The sequence below is a fragment of the Rhizobium nepotum 39/7 genome, from assembly GCF_000949865.1.
In the GTDB taxonomy this organism is placed as follows: domain Bacteria; phylum Pseudomonadota; class Alphaproteobacteria; order Rhizobiales; family Rhizobiaceae; genus Agrobacterium; species Agrobacterium nepotum.
The window spans coordinates 18182-39107 of the sequence record NZ_JWJH01000021.1; the positions used below are offsets into that span (position 1 = coordinate 18182).

Here is a 20926-nt window from a genome sequence, read left to right on the forward strand (position 1 = left end):
AAAACAGCCGCGCCACCAAAGGCTGAAGACACCCCACCTTCGCCAACTACCCCACCGTTGCTATACACCGATACTACCGCTTCTAGCGGCGCGACGCTGATCACAGTGTCGCCGGATGGCGCGAAGGTCGCACTTCGGAAAAGAAAAACAGGGTACGGAGAATTTGTCATTTGGTGAGCATAGCCCTCCGGCGATCAACCGCAAGCTCACCATCTAACTTTGTCAACAGGCCCTAGCTCAATGTCGCTTGATCACTATCCCAGCAAAGTAAGGGCCAGCACCCACCCAAGGCCGAGCTGAGATTGATCAAGCAGCTTAATCCGGAATACCGTTCCGACGTCACCGGGACTGGTCCGTCAAGCTAAAGCGCGTCGCGATCTTTCAGATTCGCTTCCCACGCTTTAGGTCTTTGATTTGAAACATGTCTTTACCACAAACGCGCTGCACAGTTTTGCGCGACATGCTTTAGATGTTCCTCGAAGAACCATTGCAAATCTTTGAGGAGACCTGCACCAGTCGGTCAACATCAGTTGTATGTGGGTGTATCTGGCATGATGCAGCAGGCTAGCGTGTCGGCTGGTTTGCGAGAGACAGGTGGGAATGTATGTGTCGCGGTGAGGATACCGATTTTCTGACGACGAGCGGGCACTCGACTTTCGTAATGGGATAACGGTTGCCCTGGGGCGTAAACGGCAACCCGAGCCGTTCGATCGCCCATTCTCCCATAGCCCGGTGCGGAAGCACCGATGTTGTGAGGGGGGGATGGAGATGGCTTGCGACCTCTTCGTCGTCATATCCAATCACCGACATGTCGCGCGGGATCGCAAGTCCGAATTCCTTGAGGGCCTCATAGCAACCGATCGCCATGCGATCGTTCTGGCAGAAAATCGCCGTCGGACGTTCCTTGAGCTGCAACAACGTCTTGGTCGCATCATAGCCCGTGCTTGTCGACCAGTCACCTTCGACGACAAGCTCGGCATCGAAGGGAATATCCGCTGTGGCAAGCGCCCTGCGATAACCAGTGAGACGATCCTGTGTGGCTTCCTGCCACGGTTCACCGGTGATCGTCGCAATGCGCCGATGCCCATGCGTGATGAGGTGAAGCGTGGCATTCTGACCGCCCGCGATTTCGCTCGGGACAACCGCTGGAAATCGATAATCCGCAGTATGGCAGTTCAAAAGAACAACCGGGATCTTGAGATCATAGAGATAAGCGGGTGCGACCAGTTCGCGGGTGAAAATCGCCATGTAGATGAGCGCCGATATGTCTGCCTTGATCAAAGCATCGATAGTGCGCGTTTCGGTCTCCATGTCCCCGGGCATCTGCGCAACCAGCAGGATGTTGCCAGTGTTGCGAGACGCAAGGCGCGCGCCCTCGATCGCCACGACGGCGTCATGCGTTGTCGCAAGTTGATCGACCATAATGCCGATCGTGCCGGAGACCATCGGAGCAAGGGGGAGAGGGGTCGCGCATGGGGTCGGTAAACTGTATCCCAGTTTGCGCGCCGCTTCCGTGACGCGGTCGCGGGTTGCCTGAGGCAGCTTGCTTCCTGCCGTCTGACCGAGCACAAAGGAGACCGTCGTCTGTGAGACACCTGCCTCAAGGGCGACATCCGTCATCGTGACGCGACCGTCATCGTGACTTTTTTTCCGGCGCCTTCGATCAGAGGCAAGACGGTTATGGGTGTTTGCGGGTGCCAATTTTTCCATCCAAATGATTCTGCGAGATACGCGCAGGAAGCGACTTTCATATTTGCTACCGGATCAGACCACAAATAAATTACAAATTCAAATTACTAATCATTGACACACGATTAGTAATAGCTCAACACTGCGACATCGGCTCATGCCGAGGCGCGAGCCCGCGCTGCTTTCTTGGAGGAGGACGCACTCATGATTACCCGTCGCAATATTTTGATCACTTCGGCATCCGCTACGGCACTTGCCCTCATCACCACGCTTGCCTTTGCTGCGACACCGCTCGCAAAGAAGGACACCTACAAGGTCGGCTTTGCGCAAACAGAGTCCAACAATCCTTGGCGCATTGCCCAGACCGAGAGCATGAAAGCGGAGGCCGCCAAGCTCGGTTATCAGTTGGTCTATACCGACGCCGCCGGATCTGCCGCAAAGCAAGTTGCCGACGTCAACTCTATGATCGCTCAGGGGGTCGACGTCATTTTCCTGGCTCCCCGGGAAGAGAAGCCGCTGATCCCGGCCGTGATGGCCGCCAAAAAGGCAGGGATCCCGGTTTTCCTTCTTGACCGCAACGTCGACCAGAAACTGGCGAAGGCCGGCGAAGACTACGTGACCTTCATTGGCTCGGACTTCGTTGAGGAGGGAAGGCGCGTCGCCGAGTGGCTGGCAAAGAACGCAAACGGAAAGTCGAAGATCATCGAACTCGAAGGCACGACCGGTTCGTCGCCAGCCAATGATCGTAAGAAGGGCTTCGACGAAGCGATCAAGGCAGCCGGTGGCTTCGAGATCGTGGCATCCCAGACTGGCGATTTCGCGCGTGACAAAGGTCGTCAGGTTGCCGAGTCCCTGCTGCAAGCACATCCCGATGCTGACGTGATCTATGCGCACAACGATGAAATGGCGATTGGTGCCATCTCCGCGATTGAAGCAGCAGGCAAGGTTCCGGGCAAGGACATTCTCGTGCTGTCTATTGATGGTGGAAAGGAAGCTGTGCAAGCCGTCGTTGATGGCACGATCGCTGCTGTCGTTGAATGCAATCCCCGCTTTGGACCGAAGGCTTTTGAGACAATGGCGCGCTACGCCAAGGGCGAAACTATCGAGCCTTGGGTGAAAAATGTCGACAAATTCTACGACGGCACCAATGCCAAGGAAGAATTGGCCGGAGCATACTAAATCCTCCCAAGGAGAAATGCAGGATCTCTTGTCCCGCATTTCGCTCTAGCCACGGCCGGAAGGCTCCTACCTTCCGGCCGAACTTTAACTCTTTGGACGGAGGGATTGATGAGCATTTTGCTGTCAATGCAGGACATTACCAAATCCTTCGGCGGCATAGCCGCCCTTCAGGGCGTCTCGCTGGAGATTCGCGAAGGCGAGATCATGGCGCTGGTTGGTCAAAACGGCGCCGGCAAGTCGACTCTTATCAAAATCCTCACTGGCGCCTATCAGCGTGACGGGGGTGCGATCCGCTTCGACGGCCGTGAAGTATCATTTTCGTCGCCAGCCGAAAGCCAACAGGGCGGGATCGCGACCATCTACCAGGAAATCAACCTGGCACCGCAGCGCTCGGTCGCCGAAAACATCTTTCTGTGCCGCGAACCCCGCAAATTGGGCTTCCTGGACCGCAAGGCGATGCGCGATGGCGCCCGCAAGGTGCTCCGACAATTCAAGCTCGACATCGATGTCGATATGCCGGTATCGCGCTTCAGCGCTGCCACCCGCCAGATGGTGGCGATCGCACGCGCCGTAATGCAGGACGCCAAGCTGCTGATCATGGACGAGCCGACCTCCTCACTCGATGAGCGCGAAGTGGCGGTGTTGTTCGACACCATTCGCACGCTTCAGAAAAACGGTCTGGCGGTGCTGTTCATAGGACACCGGCTTGACGAGCTTTATGCGCTGTGTGAGCGCGTCACGATCATGCGCGACGGGAGGACGGTCGCGGCCGGGCCGCTCGCCGGCCTGTCGAAGATGGACCTGGTGCAGAATATGCTCGGGCGCGAACTTGCAGCCTTCGAGGCGCTCGGCGGGGATATGCGGGCGACCGGCGAAAAGCCAGTGCGGTTGCAACTGGACAATGTCGGCTCCGGCGTTCGTGTGCGCGATGTGAGCCTGTCGTTGCGCGAAGGCGAGATCACCGGGCTGGCGGGCTTGCTGGGTTCCGGCCGCAGCGAAACGGCGCGTATCGTGTTCGGTGTTGACGAATTGGAGCGCGGTAAGATCAGCTTCGGTGGGCAGTCGAGACGCTATCTCGAGCCATCTGCGGCGATTGCCGACGGTATCGGCCTTGTCTCCGAAGACCGCAAGGTCGATGGCATCGTGCCGGACATGAGCATTCGTGACAACATGACGCTCGCGCTGTTGCCAAAACTCAAGAAGAACGGGGTTGTCGACCGCGCCCTTCAGGACGAGATCGTTGTCCGCTTCATAAAGGCTCTTGGCATCAAATGCGCCTCGCCGGATCAGGCGATCAAGGAACTTTCCGGCGGCAACCAGCAGAAAGTCTTGCTTGCCCGATGGCTCTGCACCGATCCGCGCGTGCTGATTATCGATGAACCAACACGCGGCATCGATATTGGCGCCAAATCCGAAATTCTCAAACTGCTGCGCAACCTCGCCGACGAAGGCCTCAGCGTGCTGATGATCTCTTCCGAACTTGAAGAACTGCTGGCGGCTGCCGACCGTGTCACGGTGCTCAGCGACGGTGTCTCGGTGGCGGATCTGCCGCGGCAGGATCTGTCGGAGGCGAACCTGCTCGCTGCCATGGCCCATCAGGTGAATTGACATGACCGTTATCGATAGTTCCCCCAAGCGGGTTGGCCGGGGCTCGCCCCTGCTGCTGATCAGCCGCTACGGCACGTTCGCCGCATTTATCATGCTGCTCCTCTTCAACATGGCGGTGACGCCACATTTCCTGTCCTGGCAGACCTTCAACGTCAACCTGACGCAGGTGGCCACCATCGTCATCGTTGCGACCGGAATGACTCTCGTGATTTCGACTGGGGGCATAGACCTCTCGGTCGGTTCTCTCATGGCGATTTCAGGCGCACTCGCGCCAATGATCTTCATGGGAAAGTTGCTTCCCATCGAAAATACAGCACTTGCTGTGGCACTCGCTTTCGTCATTCCGGTTGCCGTAGCGGCCTTGCTCGGTGCTTTCAACGGCGTGCTCGTGACGCGGTTTTCGATCCAGCCGATCGTGGCGACACTCGTCCTGTTTATCGCTGGTCGCGGCATCGCACAGGTGATGACCAACGGCAATCTGCAGGTGTTCAAGACCCCGTCCTTCCAGTTCATCGCGATGGGAAATCTCTTCGGCATCCCGGCACAAGTCGTGCTGATGGTCATCATTGCAGCGCTTGCCTACGCTTTGATCCGCTACACAGTGCTCGGCACCCAGATTCTGGCTGTTGGCGGTAACGAAAAAGCCGCGCGCCTGACTGGTATCCCGGTCAAGCGCATCAAGATTTTCGTTTACATGATCAGCGGTGCACTGGCCGGCCTGGCCGGCCTGGTCGTCATCGCCAGGAACTCGGCCAGTGATGCCAATGTTGTCGGGCTCGGCATGGAACTCGACGCTATCGCGGCCGTCGCAGTCGGTGGATCGCTGCTCACCGGCGGTCGCGCCAATATCGTCGGCACGCTGATCGGTGCGCTCGTCATCCAGCTGGTGCGTTACACGCTGCTGGCCAATGGTGTCCCGGATGCCGCGGCCCTCATCGTCAAGGCCGGCCTTATCATCCTCGCCGTCTTTATCCAGCAACGCGCCGACAAGGTCTGAGGAGCCGATATGCTGACTTTGATAAAACCCAAATCCTCCGGCGATCTCGCCCGCATGGGTGTTCTTCTCGCCTTGGCGGCCCTGATCCTCTTCGGTGCGCTGCGCTACGACAACTTCCTGTCGCCGTTCAACATATTGAGCTTCCTGCGCTACAACTCGATGTTCACGCTGATCGCGCTCGGCATGGCTTTCGTCATCATCACAGGCGGCATCGATCTCTCGGTCGGGGGCGTTGCGGCGTGCTCGAGCGTGATCGCCGCGATGCTGTCCGCCCACTCCTGGTGGGCCGGGCTTGCAGGCGGTGTCGGCGCGGGCGTCGTCGCCGGCCTGATCAACGGCCTTGTCGTGACGAAGATGCGCATTCAGCCCTTTATCGCCACGCTCGCCATGATGCTGGCCTCTTACGGCACGGCGCTTTTGCTTGCCGACAACCAGTCCGTTTCGGTCTCCTACGATACCGGCTTTACGGTCATCGGTCAGGACGATTTCCTTGGATTTCCGATTGCTGCCTGGATCGCCATCGCTGCCTATATTGCCGGATGGCTGGTACTGGAGCAGCTTCCCTCGGGTCGTCACGTTCTAGCAATCGGCGACGGTGAGGCAACGGCGGGGCTTTTAGGCCTGAAGGTCGACCGAACCCTGACCATCGTCTATCTGGCCTCCGGCGCGCTTGCGGGGCTCGCCGGTGTTATCCTCGCTTCACAGTTCGGCGCCGGCCAACCGACCGAAGGTGTCGGCTGGGAGCTGTTCGCCATCGCGTCGGTGGTCGTTGGAGGCACTTTGCTGACAGGTGGTGCTGGTTCAGTCGGTGCGACGCTCGCTGGCGCGTTGCTGCTGGCGTTAGTCTTCAACATTCTCAATTTCGAAAACGGTCTGGGATGGATTTCCCTGTCAGCCTACTGGCAGTCGGTCATTCGCGGCGGCTTCCTGCTGGTGGTTGTCATCCTGCAGGCCAAGCTCGACAGCAATAGAAGAACGGATTGAAATTATGACTTCACAGGACTTTTCCGGAAAATCGGTACTGGTGACGGGGGCGGGCAAGGGCATTGGCCGCGCGGTTGCGATCATGCTCGCCAGCCGCGGCGCAAAAGTGGTGGCCCTCAGCCGCTCCGAAGCCGATCTGAAATCACTGGAAGCCGAGATCGGCAGCCGCTCCATAGCTGTCGATCTGTCGGATGCCGCCGCCACGCGAAAAGCAGCGATCGCGGCCATGCCGGTCGACTACCTCGTCAACTGCGCCGGAACGACGACGCTCGATTCCTTCGTTGACGTCAGCGCCGAGGATTTTGACCACCTGATGGCTGTTAATACGCGCGCTCCCATGATCGTCTCACAAGAATACGCGCGCTCCCGCATCGGCATGAATGCCGCAGGGTCGATCGTCAACGTTTCGAGCGCTTCGGCTACGACTGGTTTTGCCGACCATGCCGCCTATTGCGCCTCGAAAGGCGCGCTTGATGCCATGAGCCGGGTGATGGCCAACGAACTTGGCCGCAAGGGCATCCGCGTCAACTGCGTCAACCCTACCATCACGCTGACCGACATGGCGAGAAAGGCATGGAGTGATCCAGAGAAGGCCGCACCTATGATGTCGCGTATGCCGCTCGGACGGTTCATCGAGACAGGTGAAGTTGCCGAAGTGGTGCTCTTCCTTCTGTCCGAAAGGGCGGCGATGGTGAACGGTGTCTCCATGCCAGTCGATTCCGGCTTTGCGATCAACTAGGGCTGAATGAATTCCAGTCGCCCAAGGCGACCTGCAACAATGGACTGATGAATATGGCACTGCAACGCGCACTGGTGCTCGAACGCCAGCATGAATTGACCATCCGTGACATCGACCTGCCGGCAGACACCGGCCCGGGGCAGGTGAAGATCAGGATCCACACCGTTGGCGTTTGTGGATCCGACGTCCACTACTACACTCACGGCAAGATCGGACCCTTCGTGGTCAACAAGCCGATGGTGCTCGGTCACGAGGCGGCCGGCACGGTGATCGAGGTGGGAGAAGGCGTAACGCATCTGAAAGTTGGCGACCGCGTCTGCATGGAGCCCGGCATTCCGGATCCCAACTCCCGGGCGAGCCGGCTTGGCCTCTACAATATCGATCCAGCCGTCACCTTCTGGGCGACGCCGCCGATCCATGGCGTGCTAACGCCGGAGGTCGTGCATCCGGCCAACTATACCTTCAAACTGCCCGACAATGTCAGCTTTGCCGAAGGCGCGATGGTAGAACCCTTTGCGGTCGGCATGCAGGCTGCGGCCAAAGCAAAGATCGCGCCGGGCGATACGGCCGTTGTGTTGGGTGCCGGGCCAATTGGCACCATGGTAGCGATCGCTGCCCTCGCCGGCGGCTGCGCGCGCGCGATCGTCGCGGACCTCGCCCAGCCGAAACTCAATATTGCCGCGCAGTACCAGGGTGTGATCCCGGTTAATATTCGCGAGCAGGATCTCGCTGAAGAAGTCTCCCGGCTGACCGACAGCTGGGGTGCCGATGTGATCTTCGAATGCTCCGGTGCCTCAAAAGCCTGGGAAACGATCATGGGACTGGCATGTCCGGGCGGCGTGATCGTCGCCGTCGGCCTTCCCGTCAATCCGGTTGGCTTCGACGTCTCGACCGCCTCGACCAAGGAAATTCGCATTGAGACGGTGTTTCGCTATGCGCATCAATACGATCGCTCCATCGCTCTGCTTGGTTCAGGGCGCGTGGATCTGAAGCCGCTAATTTCCGAGACATTTGCATTCGAAGATTCGATCAAGGCGTACGATCGTGCCGTCGAGGCGCGCCCGACCGACGTCAAGTTGCAGATCTGCTTCGAAGGGTAAGAGCCATGATCATTTGCTGCGGCGAAGCGCTGATCGACATGCTGCCGCAGCGCCATTGCGGAATGGGCCGACGACTACAACAATTTTGGGCCCCACTCATCGCTCGGATACCAGACCCCGGCGGAATATGCCAGGATCATCGCCGCAACCGGCTCCAACGCTACGAAATGTGGAAGCTTCGCGTTTCCGCCGGTTGCTCCCATCGCACCATTTAGCATATCAAAAACCGCCGAGGCTCTAATTGCAGCCGGATGAAACGTCAGTGGCAGGTCAATGGAAACGGGAGGGCAACCATTCGCAAGTTGGTGTCGAATATCGTAAATACCGCCCCTCCTTGGCATCTCAGAACATAACGTTGTATGGTCACCATTCAGATAATATATTTATGGCGCAGATAAACATCGCAAGCGGCGCAGCGGTTAAGCTCTGCCACTTTATAAGATTACCTTGACGTGAGAAGGCATTGACGATCCCCTACAGAGCGATCAAAAGTATAAACCCACGCGTGTTTTTGCCAACAGATTGCGTCACAGTGACACGCGCGCCAAATGACCGCGCGATAATTGAGCGCAGCGCGCCCGCTTAGCCTTTCTATTACACAACGGAATATTATCACTCATTGACGGAGGTTAAAGTGTTTGACGGTTTTAGCGCTGAGATTCTAGCGCGTATCCAGTTTGCTTTTACTGTGTCTTTTCACTTTATATTTCCGGCATTTTCCATTGGTACGGCAAGCTATCTCGCCATTCTCAATGCGCTTTGGTTGTGGAAGCGCGATCCGGTTTATCTCAAACTCTTCGAATACTGGAAACCGATCTTTGCCATTACCTTTGGCATGGGCGTGGTTTCGGGCATCGTGATGAGCTATCAGTTCGGCACCAACTGGGCGGTGTTTTCCGACAAGGCCGGGCCGGTTATCGGGCCACTGATGGGATATGAAGTTCTAACGGCATTTTTCCTTGAAGCAGGCTTTTTGGGTATAGCTTTGTTCGGGCGCAAACGCGTGGGCGATAATCTGCATATGTTTGCCGTTGGCATGGTTGCCATAGGCACGCTGATTTCCGCGACCTGGATTCTCTCTGCCAATAGCTGGATGCAGACACCGCAAGGCCATATCATGGGCGAGAACGGACAGTTCATGCCGCAGGACTGGTGGAAGATCATCTTCAATCCGTCATTTCCGTATCGATTGGTTCACACGGTGTTGGCGGCATTTCTGACCACGGCTTTTGGTGTGGGCGCGGTGGGTGCGTATCATTTGCTGCGTGATCGCACCAATCGTCAGGCGCGGGTGATGTTTTCCATGGCCATGTGGATGGCCGCCCTAGTCACCCCTATCCAGATTTTCGTTGGCGATCTGCACGGTATCAACACGTTGGAACACCAGCCCGCGAAAATCGCCGCGATGGAAGGTCATTATGAAACGCATCGCGGCGCACCGCTCATCCTTTTCGGTCTGCCCGATGACAAGGCTGAGGTGACCCGCTACGCGCTGGAAATTCCCAAGCTCGGTTCGTTAATCCTCACCCACAGTCTGGATGGCGAGATCAAGGGGCTGAAAGAATGGGACCGCAACGACAGGCCCCCAGCGCTCATTCCATTTATCACGTTCCGCGTTATGGTTGGTATCGGCATGCTGATGCTCGGACTTGGCATGTGGTCGCTCTGGGCGAGATATCGCCGCTGTCTGTACGATAACCGGCTTTTGCACCGTGCTGCCGTGTGCATGGGACCATCGGGTTTCATTGCGGTTTTGGCGGGTTGGTACACCACGGAAGTCGGTCGTCAGCCATGGACGGTCTATGGACTGCTGCGAACCTCCGAAAGCCTATCGCCGGTCGATGCGCCCGCAGTGGGTGCATCGCTGTTAGCCTTCATCGTGGTGTATTTCATCGTCTTCGGGGCAGGTGTATTTTATCTGCTACGACTGATGCACCGCACACCGATCTTCGATGAGGACCACGAACTTGATCACGCGCCGGTGCGCGCCGCCGGCATCACACCCGGTCTTGCTCAGGAAATGCATTCGGGAGACCGTCATGATGTTTGATCTTGCGTTTATATGGGCGGGGCTGATCGCTTTTGCCGTGCTGGCCTATGTCATTCTCGATGGCTTCGATCTCGGCATCGGCATTCTTTTTCCGCTGTTTCCCAAACGGCATGACCGGGATGTCATGACCAACTCCATCGCCCCGGTCTGGGATGGCAACGAGACGTGGCTGGTGCTGGGCGGGGGCGGCTTGATGGCGGTGTTTCCGCTGGCCTATGCCACGGTGCTGCCAGCCCTTTACATGCCGATCATCCTCATGCTGCTGGGGCTGATTTTTCGTGGCGTCGCCTTCGAATTTCGCTGGCGTACGAACCGCGGCAGCGTCTGGTGGGATGCGGGGTTCTTCGTCGGTTCTACCATCGCGGCGTTTATGCAGGGCGTGGCACTCGGCGCACTGGTTCAGGGTATCCGCGTGGTCAATCGCGCTTATGCAGGCGGCTGGTGGGACTGGCTGATGCCGTTCAGCATCGTCACAGGGCTGGCCGTCGTCGTCGGTTATGCGCTGTTGGGCGCAACATGGATCAACCTCAAAACGACAGGTGAGCTACAGGCACACGCACGAAAAATCTCTATGGCCACAGGTGCAGGAACGCTGCTGCTGATCGGCGTCGTAAGCATTTGGACGCCGTTTATCGACCGTGTCTATTTCGAGCGCTGGTTCGGCTGGCCCACGGCATTTTTCTCGGCGCTTGTGCCGCTGCTGGTGGCAATGTGCGCTGTGGCACTGTGGCATGGGCTGTTACGTGAAAAAAGCGTTCAGCCATTTCTGGCTGCGCTCGGCCTGTTCATAATCTGCTTCGCTGGTATCGGCATCAGCTTTTATCCGTATATCGTACCGGGTTCACTGACGATCTGGGAAGCGGCAGCGCCTGAAAGCTCTCTGGCCTTCCTCCTGGTGGGCGCAAGCGTGCTTATCCCCATCATCCTTGCCTATACCGGATATGCCTACTGGGTGTTCCGCGGCAAGATCGATCCTGAAGAGGGGTACCACTGATGCCAAATCCGTCTCCCCATACGCCCCTGCCAAAAAGACTTTTGTGGTTTGCAGGCATCTGGCTGGCCAGCGTGCTGGCGCTGACAGTGGTGGCCTATGCAATCCGGCTGATGATCATGTTGTCATGATAGATCGCCGGACATAAAGGCATTTGAAATAAGAGGCTGACAGAAAATTTGGACTTGCCGAAATGGCTTCTTCCGTCAACCGGGACTCGGCTGACGGAAGTCATTTGATACGACAGACACTCAGTTCCGCGCCGCTTCTGCCTGATCTGCTTCAACAGTCGCGTATTCAGCATCGAAAGGCTGCACTCTTTGCAATGGTTTCTTGTTGAACAGAAGCCGCACGACGTCGGGGCGAGAGTAGTGTCCGGTTGGATCGTAGGCCGCTTTCGCTATGCCAATGAAGCCGAGGTCGATGTCGGCATACATGATGCCCTCTTCAGTCTCCGGGATCGGCTTGGCCAGAGGCGAACCGTCTGGTCCGAAGATCATCGTGAAGCCGCCACCCTCAAGAAGGAGATTTTGCTTGGCAGGCAAGTCGATCAACAAGTCGATCATTTCCTTCGAAACCGTAGCACAAGGCGCAAGCACATACGTTCCGCCTTCGATGGCGTAGATCTGGCTGGCGGCCAGATTGGCTTCTGCACTCAACTGGAACGCTGCGCCACGATAGATCGAGAAGCTCGGCCAGCTTGCAACGTGAACCTGTTCGCCTTGAGAATACATCGCATATTTCGATAGGGGCTGGACATGCTCGGCACAGCAGAGTGCACCCAGGCGGCCCAGCTTGGTGTCATACACCGCAAGATGGGAACCATCACCCTCGCCAAATACAGTACGCTCGACATGCGTGGGTTTCAGCTTTCGACGATTGGCAATCGTGGCGCCTTTGTCGTCGATAATGGCCTGCGAAATATAAAGGGTTCCACCAACCCGCTCGACGTAACCCATGACGACATGAATATTGTTTTCAGCCGCCGCCTTGCAGAGCTTGTTATAGTTGGCATCACCGACTTCCATGGCATTCGCAAAGTACCGGCCAACGAATTGCATTCCCCAAGCTGGTGAATCCAACCATATCCACCAAGGGTAACCTGGCAGCCATACCTCTGGGAACGCGACAAGCGATGCGCCCTCTCGTGCTGCCTGTTCTATCAAAGAAATGGCTTTGTCCACACCTTTTGCAAGGTCCAGAAATTCTGGTGCAGCTTGCACTGCGGCAACTTTGTAATTTGTCTCAACCATAGCCGCTCCCTTCTTTTCCTATTTTATAAATTCCACATTTTTTGAAAAACTACTTGGACTAGATGGCCAAGTTCCTGTGCCGATTTGGCCATGATCGCTCAGGATCCTCTTGCTGATGAGAGAAAACGATAGCTGCAAACTTGAAGTGGCACGCCATGTCCTTTCTGAAGACATGGCGTGGTTGTTGTTACATCGGATAGGGTGGAGCAGCGTCGCGCACCGTGACCCATTGCCACTGGGTGAATTCCTCCCAGTTCGCAGGGCCGCCTACAGATGTGCCATTGCCGGATGCGCCAACGCCGCCGAAGGGATTGACGACGTCGTCGTTGACGGTCGCATCGTTGATATGCAGCAGGCCAACATTCAACTGTGAGCCAAGCGCAAGCGCGCGGCCAACGGAACCAGATATTATGCCCGCAGACAGGCCATACTCCGTATCGTTTGTGAGTTGAATGGCTTCTTCATCCGTGTTGAACGGCACAACAACCGCAACCGGCGCGAAGATTTCTTCCAAAAATGCCGGCGAATCTGGCCCAACATTTGAAAGAACCGTTGGCTCGAAAAACAACCCGTTCACGCCACCACCAGCTTCCAGCTTTGCACCGGCGGTCACTGATGAGCTTACAATATCCTGAGCGTGTTTAACCTGCGCCGCATTGATCAGCGGCCCAAGTGCGACGTGCTCTTCAAACGGATTTCCCACACTCAACTGCTTTGCCTTTTCGCTGAGAAGTGCGGTGAAGCGCTCGGCGATTTTCGCGTGAACGAGTATCCGGCCAGCGGACATGCAGATTTGTCCCTGATGCAGATAGGCGCTCCATGCCGTGTTCTTGACGGCAAGTTCAAGGTCGGCATCGTCGAGGATTATGAGGGAATTCTTGCCACCAAGTTCTAACGACACTTTTTTAAGATGACGACCAGCGGCTTCGCCAACTTTTCGGCCCGCAGATGTTGATCCGGTAAATTGGATCATTGCCACATGCCTGTCTTCACACAGTGCTGCGCCGGCTTTTCCATCACCTGGAAGAACCTGCAATATGTTGGCTGGAAGACCGGCAATCTCGAACAAACGGGCGATGACGAGACCTCCACAAATTGCCGTTCGCGGATCCGGCTTTAGGACAACGGCGTTGCCGACTGCCAAAGCGGGGGCAACGGCGCGCATGGCGAGATAGAGCGGAAAGTTAAACGGTGAAATCACACCCACGACGCCAAGTGGACGGCGCTTGGCAAAACTAAGCCGACCGGTTTGCGAAGGCAGCACTTGCCCTGTAGCCTGCGAAGGCATCGCAGCAGCCTCTATCAGGCATTTGTTCGTGAGAGCGACCTCAAACTCCGCCTTTGGAAAAGTAGAGCCGGATTCACGAACCAGCCACGAAACGAGATCGGCCTTATGTGATTTCGCCGCGGCTGCTGCCTGGCGAAGTATTTCCCCACGGCGGTCATAGGATTCGTTTGCCCAAGCCTTCTGATTCTGAGAAGCAGCTTTCGCCGCATCTGCGATATTTACAGCTGATGCGTTGGCGACCTTTGCAATCACGGTGCCGGTGGCGGGCTCAATCGCGTCGATGCGATTGCCCGAAACGACCCACTGGCCGCCTGAAAAGACTGCGCCGGATAGGTGTTGTTCACCCAGAAATGGGTGGGAAACAGGTGTCGACATGAGTGTCCTCCTTACGTGGTCGCATCGGCAGTGGTTGCCGAAACACGCGATTGGTTTGACATGATATGATTTCTAACGACCCACAGGGCCCAAAAAACAACGAGCATGCTCGCACCCAGCAACACGAAGTATCCGTGCGATCCTCCGGCGGTGATGATGGCAGCCCCTGCGAAAGCGCTGATGATGGCTCCCAAGCGACCGATCACCACAGTTGCAGCCGTTCCGGTTCCGCGAATGTTGGTGGGATAGATGTTGGCGCAGAGGGAATAGATGATACATTGCACTGTCGTGACGAAAAAGCCGTGAATGCCGATGCCGACAATGGCTAGATTGACGTTTTCGCTCAGGTTAAAGCTGGCCAAGAGGAAAGCACTGAGTGCGCCACCTGCGCTGAAAATCGCAAGCGGCCAGCGCGAACCATATCGACTGATGGCCACGGCACAAAGAATTGCACCGCCGACCCCGCCCAGATTGTAAGCGGTAAGCCCCATGCTTGCAGCTGCCTGACTCAATCCTTCGCTAAAGAGCATTGTCGGCATCCAGCTAAAAGCCGTATAGACGGCCAACAGACACGCGAAACAGGCGACCCAAAGCGCGAGGGTATCATGCGCGCGCCGGTCTTCGAATATTGCAGAAAGACCTGCTTTTTGCCGCACTGCACTTTCCCGGCTGTCGATGAAGACCGTTCCTGATTTAACAGGTCTGGACATGCGGGCCAGCAATGCCGCCAGCTCATTCCATCGGGTTGGCTGATGCGCCAGAAAGCGTGGCGATTCAGGCAGCTTCCAGAATAACAGGCCCGATAAAGCCAATGTGAGAAGACCGCCGATCCAGAAAAGCGCTCTCCAGCCGAAGACAGGAAGGATGAAGCTGGCGAATACCCCGGCCAGCATGCCTCCCAATGGTACACAAACGATTGTAAGTGAAATGGCGAAGGTGCGGCTATGGGCCGGTGTGTATTCCGCAGCCATCGTCGTGGAAGCTGGCAGGGCTCCACCAATTCCAAGCCCTGCGACGAAGCGCAGTAGCGCGACCATCCAGAGATTATGCGAGAAGCCGATAAGGAATGTTGCGATGCTGAACAATACGACGCTCATGATAACGGCAGGGCGTCTGCCAATTCGATCGGCAACAATACCGCCTATGGCACTTCCGATGCCCATACCAATCAAACCGGCGGCAACGACCGGGGCGAAATCCGCTTTGGTTATTCCCCATTCGTTTATAAGAGAGGGGATTGCGAAGCCGATAAGCTGCCCATCAAACCCGTCCGCGACGATTGACAGTGCCGCGAGGGCAACAACCCCCTTTTGCATCGAACCCCACTGGCCGTCATCCAGTGCCGCCCCAATATCCACAGTCTGTGTGTGCTGCGAGGTTGAAGATGACATCAGTTGCCTCCTCCCCACGCCATTTGTGACTGTGCTTCACGCAAGCTCCGCCCGCGTACCTCGTATGCATTTTCAATACTCATAGCTTTCTCCCAAATACCGGAAGTAAATCTTCCGTTTCCTCCGGGAGAAAGGCTACGGCTGGCACCGAGAGTGAATCAAATGAATAGTTTGCATGACCATCATGCATCATATCTATAAATTCATCAAATCGTGCACAAAGCGGTTCGGGTTATGTGGCGTAACCATTCTATCGCTTCCTGATCGCCGAGGTTATCGCGCCAATATATTCGAACCTCGAAATCCGGTCCCGGAAAAGGAAGGTTGAGTGCCTTTACCGTTCCTCTGGACGAAAATGAGCGGCCCGTTCTTGAGGGAACGATGGCAAGAAGCTCACTGTCTGCCACAAGATCCTGCAATCCGATGAAATGTGGAACGCGAAGTACGACGCGCCTGTCCTTGCCCTCAGCCGCAAGGCTGTCGTGACCCTGCCAGTGTCCAGCCTGCGTATCAACGACAATATGTCCTTCTTTCAGGTAGCTTTCCATCGTCAGCGTTTCTGCAATGCGAGGGTGGCTTGCACTCATCAGACAGACGTAATGTTCGCGGAACAAAAACTCGGATCTGGACCGAACATCTGTAGGAACATATCGGCCGACGGCGAGATCAATCCTTCCCGAAGCGAACCATTCGTCTATCTCAGCGAGATTAAGGCTGACAATTTCGACTGAGATTCCTGGTGCAGAGCGGTGCAACAAGGGTATGAGATGCCGCAAGAAAGTCATCTCTCCCAAATCTGATAAGGCAACCCTGAACGTGCGATTGGACGTTTGCGGATCAAAGTGGCGCCGGGTGACAATCGCGGCCTCGATCGAGTCCAGAGCAGGTCGAAATATCTGATACATCTGCGTGCCGAAAAATGTCGGCTCCATGCCTTCGCGCGTTCGTTTGAACAACGGGTCGCCTAGAATATCTCGAAGTCTGGCAAGCGCGTGGCTGACAGATGGCTGGGTTACATGCAGCCTTTCGGCAGCACCACTGACGCTGCCGGTTTCGTGGATAGCGATAAGAACCCTGACCAGATTGAGGTCTATCACCCTCGTCTCCTATAGATGAAATCTATATCTGATTCGAAGTTATTATAATTAGACTGATATTCCAGAAGATGAAAGATTGTCGAATAATGTCACGAGGAGCTTGCGAAGATTATGGTGAAAACAGTACGGGAAGCGACTTATGCCGTCTTGCGTCAACACGGGATCACCAAGGTTTTTGGTAATCCCGGGTCGAACGAGTTACCTTTCCTTCATGATTTTCCAAGCGATTTCAAATACTTTCTAGGATTGCACGAAGGCGTCGTTCTGGGCATGGCCGATGGTTATGCGCAAGCAACAGGTCAACCAGCCCTCGTCAACCTCCACGCCGCAGCGGGTAGCGGAAATGCGATGGGTGCTCTCACCAATGCCTGGAATGCGCACTCCCCGGTTATTGTGACAGCCGGGCAGCAGGTTAGAACCATGACGGGTATCGAACCATTGCTGACCAATGTGGATGCAACGATGCTCCCCAGACCTTTGGTGAAATGGAGCCATGAGCCGGCCAGCCCGGATGAGGTTCCCCATGCAGTTGCCCGCGCGATCCATCTCGCGACAATGCCGGCACCCGGACCTGTTTATCTTTCTGTGCCATACGATGATTGGGATAAGCCGGTTGGCGCTTTCGATGAAAAGCTGGGTGAACGCCGTGTCGCAATGGCCGGTACCCCTGATGAGAAAACACTCGAATCGCTTGTGACTATGTTCGCGACAGCCCGCAATCCGGTGTTGGTTCTGGGGCACGATGTGGATGCTGCGCGGGCGCAGCCTCACGCCGTTGCGCTGGCAGAGCGCCTCAATTCGCCTGTCTGGGCAGCGCCCTCGTCACCTCGCTGCCCGTATCCCACCTCGCATCGATTGTTCAAAGGCATATTGCCCGCTGGTATTGCGACCATTTCCAAACTGCTTTCAGACTACGATCTCATCGTTGTCATCGGCGCGCCAGTATTGCGTTATCATCAATACGAACCCGGTTCATGGCTGCCTGACGGTGCCCGGCTGTTTGCCATTACATGCGACATTGGCGAAGCTGCACGCGCACCGATGGGTGATGCGCTGATCGCTGATATTGGTGGAACACTTGAGCTACTCGCGGCCAAAGTCCCACAAACAGACAGGCCAGCGCCAACAGCCGTTTCCAGACCGGAGCGACTTGCCGAACCTGAAAATGGGCCGCTGGCACCGGGAAATGTCTTCGATATTGTTGATGAACTTTCACCAGCCAATACGGTGTATCTCAACGAGTCCACGTCTACGACTGCCGAACTTTGGGAGCGGTTGAAGATGGACCAGCAGGGAAATTATTATTTCTGCGCCGCTGGTGGCCTGGGCTTTGCGATGCCTGCTGCATTGGGGGTAAAGCTGGCGAATCCAGAACGTCCTGTCGTCGCGTTGATTGGCGATGGCTCTGCGAATTACTCTATTCAGTCACTTTGGACCGCAGCCCAGTATGATCTACCCGTGATCTTTATTATCTTGCGGAATGGCACCTATGGAGCATTGCGTTGGTTTGCCGGTGTTCTTGGTGCAACCGACGTACCGGGGATGGATGTTCCCGGAATAGATTTCTGCGCTCTTGCCAAGGGTTATGGTGTGAAAGCCTTCAGCGTGAACAGTTGCTCAGAGCTTCGCGAAGCTTTCTCCGGGGCACTTGGCTCGCGCGTGCCAGTTCTCATTGACGTTGCAACAAAGGCACCGGTGTGAGGCCATGACCAAGCCGGTAAAGATTGAAGATTATCGCGTGCTCGCGAAACGTCGTCTGCCAAAAATGGTTTTCGATTATCTCGATGGAGGGGCGGAAGATGAAACTGGCCTTACTCATAATCGAGCGGTTTTCGGCTCATGGCGCTTTCAGCCGAAACGTCTTACCGATGTGAGCAAGCGTGACCTGTCCACCACACTTTGGGGTCAGAGCTATCCGCTTCCTTTTCTGATTGGGCCGACAGGACTGAACGGACTGTTACGCCCGCAAGGCGATGCAATCCTTGCTCGTTGTGCAGCCCGCGAGGGTGTTCCCTTCGTCCTGTCTACGGCATCCACCCAATCGATCGAAGAGGTCTCCAGGTCGAGCGACGGTGAAAAGTGGTTTCAGCTCTATGTCATGCGCCGCGATCTGGCGTTGGATCTAACCCGTCGCGCGCTGGCTGCCGACTATACCACTTTGGTTCTGACTGTTGACGTTCCGGTAAACGGTTGGCGCGAACGCGATATGCGCAATGGTTTCGGCTTGCCGATGCGATACACGGCGAAAACCTTGCTGGACGGCGCGACGCATCCTCGCTGGTCACTTGATCTGTTGCGCAATGGCATGCCTCAGCTGGCCAACTTTGTGAGCGGGCGAGCGGTTTCGAGCGAGGCTCAAGCTGCGCTGATGCGCCGCGAAATGGACGCCAGTTTCGACTGGGAGGCACTCGCACAGCTTCGTGCTGTGTGGCCTAAACGATTGCTCGTCAAAGGCGTTCTCAGCCCGGAAGATGCGGCGCGTTGTATAGCGGAAGGGGCTGACGGGGTCATCCTTTCCAACCACGGTGCGCGTCAGCTTGATGGTTGCCTGTCGCCCATGGAAACCTTGAAAGGCGTCAGAAACGCCACGTTGGAAACCGTTCTCGTCGATAGCGGCTTTCGTCGCGGCAGTGATGTCGTGAAGGCGCTTTGCCTTGGAGCCAACGCAGTGTTGTTGGGGCGTGCGACACTTTTCGGACTAGCGGCAGCGGGAGAACAAGGCGTGCTTGATGTTATCTCCCTTGTGCGGCAGGAAATTGACCGAACGCTTGCCTTGATCGGTGTCTCGAGTGTGGCCGATCTGTCTTCAGAGCTTTTGGTTCGACACATTCATGAGGAGGCATTGCAGCATGACGCCGTCTAAAATTATTCAGCTCCAAACCCGAGCTGTCGAAGTCCCGTTTGATTATCCCATTCGCACAGCGTCTGGTATCGTGCCGACAGCGCCGCTTGTTCTCATCGATCTCCAGACGGATGCCGGCGTTACCGGTAGGGCATATATCTTTGCGTATACACCCATCGTCTTAAAGGCTTTGATGTCGCTCTATGGCGATTTAAAGCCACTGATCCTCGGCTCAACGCTTGCTCCGCAAGCTTTGGATGAAGCATTACGGCGACGGTTCACCCTGCTTGGCACGGCAGGCATATTGAGAATGGTGCTGGCAGGACTTGAAATGGCCGCTTGGGATGCGTTTGCAAAAACGCTGAACCTGCCACTGGTTCAAGTCCTCGGCGGAAGCCCAGTTGGTATCCGCGCTTATGACAGCCACAGTATGGATGGCGAAAGCCTTGCGACAGACCGTGCCGTTGCATCGGCAAAAGCTGGCTTCAAGGGGATCAAGACAAAGATTGGCTACGCCGACTTCGGCGAAGAATTGAATGTCCTGCGAAGCATCCGCAGGGCCGTTGGCGATGATTTCGAGATTCTTGTCGACTATAACCAGTCCCTGACAGTGCCAGAAGCCATTCGCCGCGGCAAATATCTCGAAGAAATCGACATCGCATGGATAGAAGAGCCAGTGTTGCAGGGCGATTACAGCGGACACGCCGCGGTGGCCCAAGCGCTTTCGATACCCGTACAGCTTGGCGAAAACTGGTTCGGTCCAGAAGAAATGATGCTTTCGGTCAAGGCGAAAGCGGGAGATTTCGCAATGGTCGACATCATGAAAATCGGCGGAGTAAGTGCCTGGTTGAAAGCATCAGCGATCGCAGAGCAGCATTCCCTGCCATTATCGAGCCACCTGTTTCAGGAAATCAGCGCACACGTTCTATCCGTCAGTCCGACAGCATATCGGCTGGAACATCTGGATATCGCCGGGCCGATTTTGCAGGACCGGCTACGCATAAAAGATGGGCTGGCATTCCCCTCTGACCAACCCGGCACTGGCGTCGAGTGGGACGAGGACCGTGTGCGCCAATTGAGCAAATAGTCTGGCATGTCACAGTGAAGGAGCGTGAAAGCGCCTCTTCCAAAACCAGCCAGACCGTAGCCGCGTAGGGTTTCATTGTCCCGGAGGTAGAAAATTGTGTTCTATGTCCAGCCAAGGCGGGTTTTCTGCATACATTTCGCGGATAAGCCGCTTGATAAGGTCGATGTGGGTCGAGTTGTCCCCCACGCGATGATTGAGGATGATTGGTGACGTGACGTCTACCTCCTCGATCAATCTATAATGCACATCCGATCCG

General features: G+C 56.2%; 17 protein-coding genes and 1 pseudogene. 13 read left to right on the forward strand and 5 right to left on the reverse strand.

Features of this window, described 5'->3' with window-relative positions; translation table 11 throughout:
* Positions 1-564 precede the first annotated feature (564 nt).
* On the reverse strand, positions 565-1620 hold the full coding sequence (locus RS75_RS20600; protein ID WP_045023949.1) for a LacI family DNA-binding transcriptional regulator: 1056 nt from the start codon (positions 1618-1620) through the stop codon (positions 565-567).
* A 273-nt stretch (positions 1621-1893) separates the two neighbouring features.
* Between RS75_RS20600 and RS75_RS20605 the strand changes: the two genes are divergently transcribed.
* From RS75_RS20605 to RS75_RS25865, 10 genes and pseudogenes are all read left to right on the forward strand, one after another.
* Positions 1894-2868 carry an ABC transporter substrate-binding protein gene (locus tag RS75_RS20605; protein ID WP_045023951.1) on the forward strand — a complete coding sequence of 325 codons (975 nt, stop codon included), beginning with the start codon at positions 1894-1896 and terminating at the stop codon, positions 2866-2868.
* A gap of 114 nt (positions 2869-2982) precedes the next feature.
* Positions 2983-4476 (forward strand): sugar ABC transporter ATP-binding protein, encoded by a 1494-nt coding sequence (locus RS75_RS20610; protein WP_045023986.1) that lies wholly within the window; start codon positions 2983-2985, stop codon positions 4474-4476.
* A 1-nt stretch (position 4477) separates the two neighbouring features.
* The gene (locus RS75_RS20615; protein WP_045023953.1) at positions 4478-5473 is read left to right on the forward strand and encodes an ABC transporter permease; all 996 of its coding nucleotides are present in this window, start codon (positions 4478-4480) and stop codon (positions 5471-5473) included.
* A 9-nt stretch (positions 5474-5482) separates the two neighbouring features.
* Positions 5483-6457, forward strand: coding sequence for an ABC transporter permease (locus RS75_RS20620; RefSeq protein WP_045023955.1), 975 nt, complete (start codon positions 5483-5485; stop codon positions 6455-6457).
* Positions 6458-6461: 4 nt separating this feature from the next.
* Positions 6462-7196 carry an SDR family oxidoreductase gene (locus RS75_RS20625; protein ID WP_045023957.1) on the forward strand — a complete coding sequence of 245 codons (735 nt, stop codon included), beginning with the start codon at positions 6462-6464 and terminating at the stop codon, positions 7194-7196.
* Between the two features lie 53 nt (positions 7197-7249).
* On the forward strand, positions 7250-8296 hold the full coding sequence (locus RS75_RS20630; protein WP_045023987.1) for an NAD(P)-dependent alcohol dehydrogenase: 1047 nt from the start codon (positions 7250-7252) through the stop codon (positions 8294-8296).
* Positions 8297-8341: 45 nt separating this feature from the next.
* Positions 8342-8551: pseudogene (locus tag RS75_RS25860) on the forward strand (integrase core domain-containing protein); the annotation flags it as partial.
* A 379-nt stretch (positions 8552-8930) separates the two neighbouring features.
* Positions 8931-10346 carry a cytochrome ubiquinol oxidase subunit I gene (locus RS75_RS20635; RefSeq protein ID WP_152643166.1) on the forward strand — a complete coding sequence of 472 codons (1416 nt, stop codon included), beginning with the start codon at positions 8931-8933 and terminating at the stop codon, positions 10344-10346.
* Positions 10336-11340, forward strand: coding sequence for a cytochrome d ubiquinol oxidase subunit II (cydB, locus tag RS75_RS20640; RefSeq protein WP_045023962.1), 1005 nt, complete (start codon positions 10336-10338; stop codon positions 11338-11340). The genes RS75_RS20635 and cydB overlap by 11 nt, the downstream gene beginning before the upstream one ends.
* On the forward strand, positions 11340-11468 hold the full coding sequence (locus tag RS75_RS25865; RefSeq protein WP_084687127.1) for a DUF2474 family protein: 129 nt from the start codon (positions 11340-11342) through the stop codon (positions 11466-11468). Before cydB ends, RS75_RS25865 begins: the two co-directional genes overlap by 1 nt.
* Positions 11469-11588: 120 nt before the next feature.
* Here RS75_RS25865 and RS75_RS20645 read toward each other — a convergent pair whose 3' ends face one another.
* The 4 genes from RS75_RS20645 to RS75_RS20660 form a co-directional block, all read right to left on the reverse strand.
* Positions 11589-12590, reverse strand: a complete 1002-nt coding sequence (locus RS75_RS20645) for a carbon-nitrogen hydrolase family protein (RefSeq protein ID WP_045023963.1) — start codon at positions 12588-12590, stop codon at positions 11589-11591.
* 187 nt (positions 12591-12777) lie between these two features.
* Complete coding sequence (locus RS75_RS20650; RefSeq protein WP_045023965.1) at positions 12778-14253, reverse strand: benzaldehyde dehydrogenase; 1476 nt, start codon at positions 14251-14253, stop codon at positions 12778-12780.
* 11 nt (positions 14254-14264) lie between these two features.
* Positions 14265-15644 carry an MFS transporter gene (locus tag RS75_RS20655; protein WP_003521953.1) on the reverse strand — a complete coding sequence of 460 codons (1380 nt, stop codon included), beginning with the start codon at positions 15642-15644 and terminating at the stop codon, positions 14265-14267.
* A 206-nt stretch (positions 15645-15850) separates the two neighbouring features.
* Positions 15851-16741, reverse strand: a complete 891-nt coding sequence (locus RS75_RS20660; protein WP_003521952.1) for a LysR family transcriptional regulator — start codon at positions 16739-16741, stop codon at positions 15851-15853.
* Positions 16742-16852: 111 nt separating this feature from the next.
* Here RS75_RS20660 and mdlC point away from each other — a divergent pair, with 111 nt between their 5' ends.
* Genes mdlC through RS75_RS20675 form a run of 3 tightly spaced genes read left to right on the forward strand, consistent with a single transcriptional unit; the run spans position 16853 to position 20670 of the window.
* Positions 16853-18442: a benzoylformate decarboxylase gene (gene mdlC, locus RS75_RS20665; RefSeq protein WP_200893652.1), complete on the forward strand. Its 1590-nt coding sequence runs from the start codon at positions 16853-16855 to the stop codon at positions 18440-18442.
* Between the two features lie 4 nt (positions 18443-18446).
* Positions 18447-19604, forward strand: coding sequence for an alpha-hydroxy-acid oxidizing protein (locus tag RS75_RS20670; RefSeq protein WP_045023968.1), 1158 nt, complete (start codon positions 18447-18449; stop codon positions 19602-19604).
* Positions 19591-20670, forward strand: a complete 1080-nt coding sequence (locus RS75_RS20675; RefSeq protein ID WP_045023969.1) for an enolase C-terminal domain-like protein — start codon at positions 19591-19593, stop codon at positions 20668-20670. Before RS75_RS20670 ends, RS75_RS20675 begins: the two co-directional genes overlap by 14 nt.
* Positions 20671-20926 lie beyond the last annotated feature (256 nt).

Excerpts from the sequence above, each read along its gene's own strand:
- RS75_RS20650 (WP_045023965.1), bottom strand. The coding sequence starts at position 14,253 with ATGTCGACACCTGTTTCCCACCCATTTCTGGGTGAACAACACCTATCC.
- RS75_RS20605 (WP_045023951.1), top strand. The coding sequence starts at position 1,894 with ATGATTACCCGTCGCAATATTTTGATCACTTCGGCATCCGCTACGGCA.
- mdlC (WP_200893652.1), top strand. The coding sequence starts at position 16,853 with ATGGTGAAAACAGTACGGGAAGCGACTTATGCCGTCTTGCGTCAACAC.
- RS75_RS20645 (WP_045023963.1), bottom strand. The coding sequence starts at position 12,590 with ATGGTTGAGACAAATTACAAAGTTGCCGCAGTGCAAGCTGCACCAGAA.
- RS75_RS20670 (WP_045023968.1), top strand. The coding sequence starts at position 18,447 with ATGACCAAGCCGGTAAAGATTGAAGATTATCGCGTGCTCGCGAAACGT.
- RS75_RS25865 (WP_084687127.1), top strand. The coding sequence starts at position 11,340 with ATGCCAAATCCGTCTCCCCATACGCCCCTGCCAAAAAGACTTTTGTGG.
- RS75_RS20625 (WP_045023957.1), top strand. The coding sequence starts at position 6,462 with ATGACTTCACAGGACTTTTCCGGAAAATCGGTACTGGTGACGGGGGCG.
- RS75_RS20600 (WP_045023949.1), bottom strand. The coding sequence starts at position 1,620 with ATGACGGATGTCGCCCTTGAGGCAGGTGTCTCACAGACGACGGTCTCC.
- RS75_RS20675 (WP_045023969.1), top strand. The coding sequence starts at position 19,591 with ATGACGCCGTCTAAAATTATTCAGCTCCAAACCCGAGCTGTCGAAGTC.
- RS75_RS20655 (WP_003521953.1), bottom strand. The coding sequence starts at position 15,644 with ATGTCATCTTCAACCTCGCAGCACACACAGACTGTGGATATTGGGGCG.
- cydB (WP_045023962.1), top strand. The coding sequence starts at position 10,336 with ATGATGTTTGATCTTGCGTTTATATGGGCGGGGCTGATCGCTTTTGCC.
- RS75_RS20620 (WP_045023955.1), top strand. The coding sequence starts at position 5,483 with ATGCTGACTTTGATAAAACCCAAATCCTCCGGCGATCTCGCCCGCATG.
- RS75_RS20615 (WP_045023953.1), top strand. The coding sequence starts at position 4,478 with ATGACCGTTATCGATAGTTCCCCCAAGCGGGTTGGCCGGGGCTCGCCC.
- RS75_RS20630 (WP_045023987.1), top strand. The coding sequence starts at position 7,250 with ATGGCACTGCAACGCGCACTGGTGCTCGAACGCCAGCATGAATTGACC.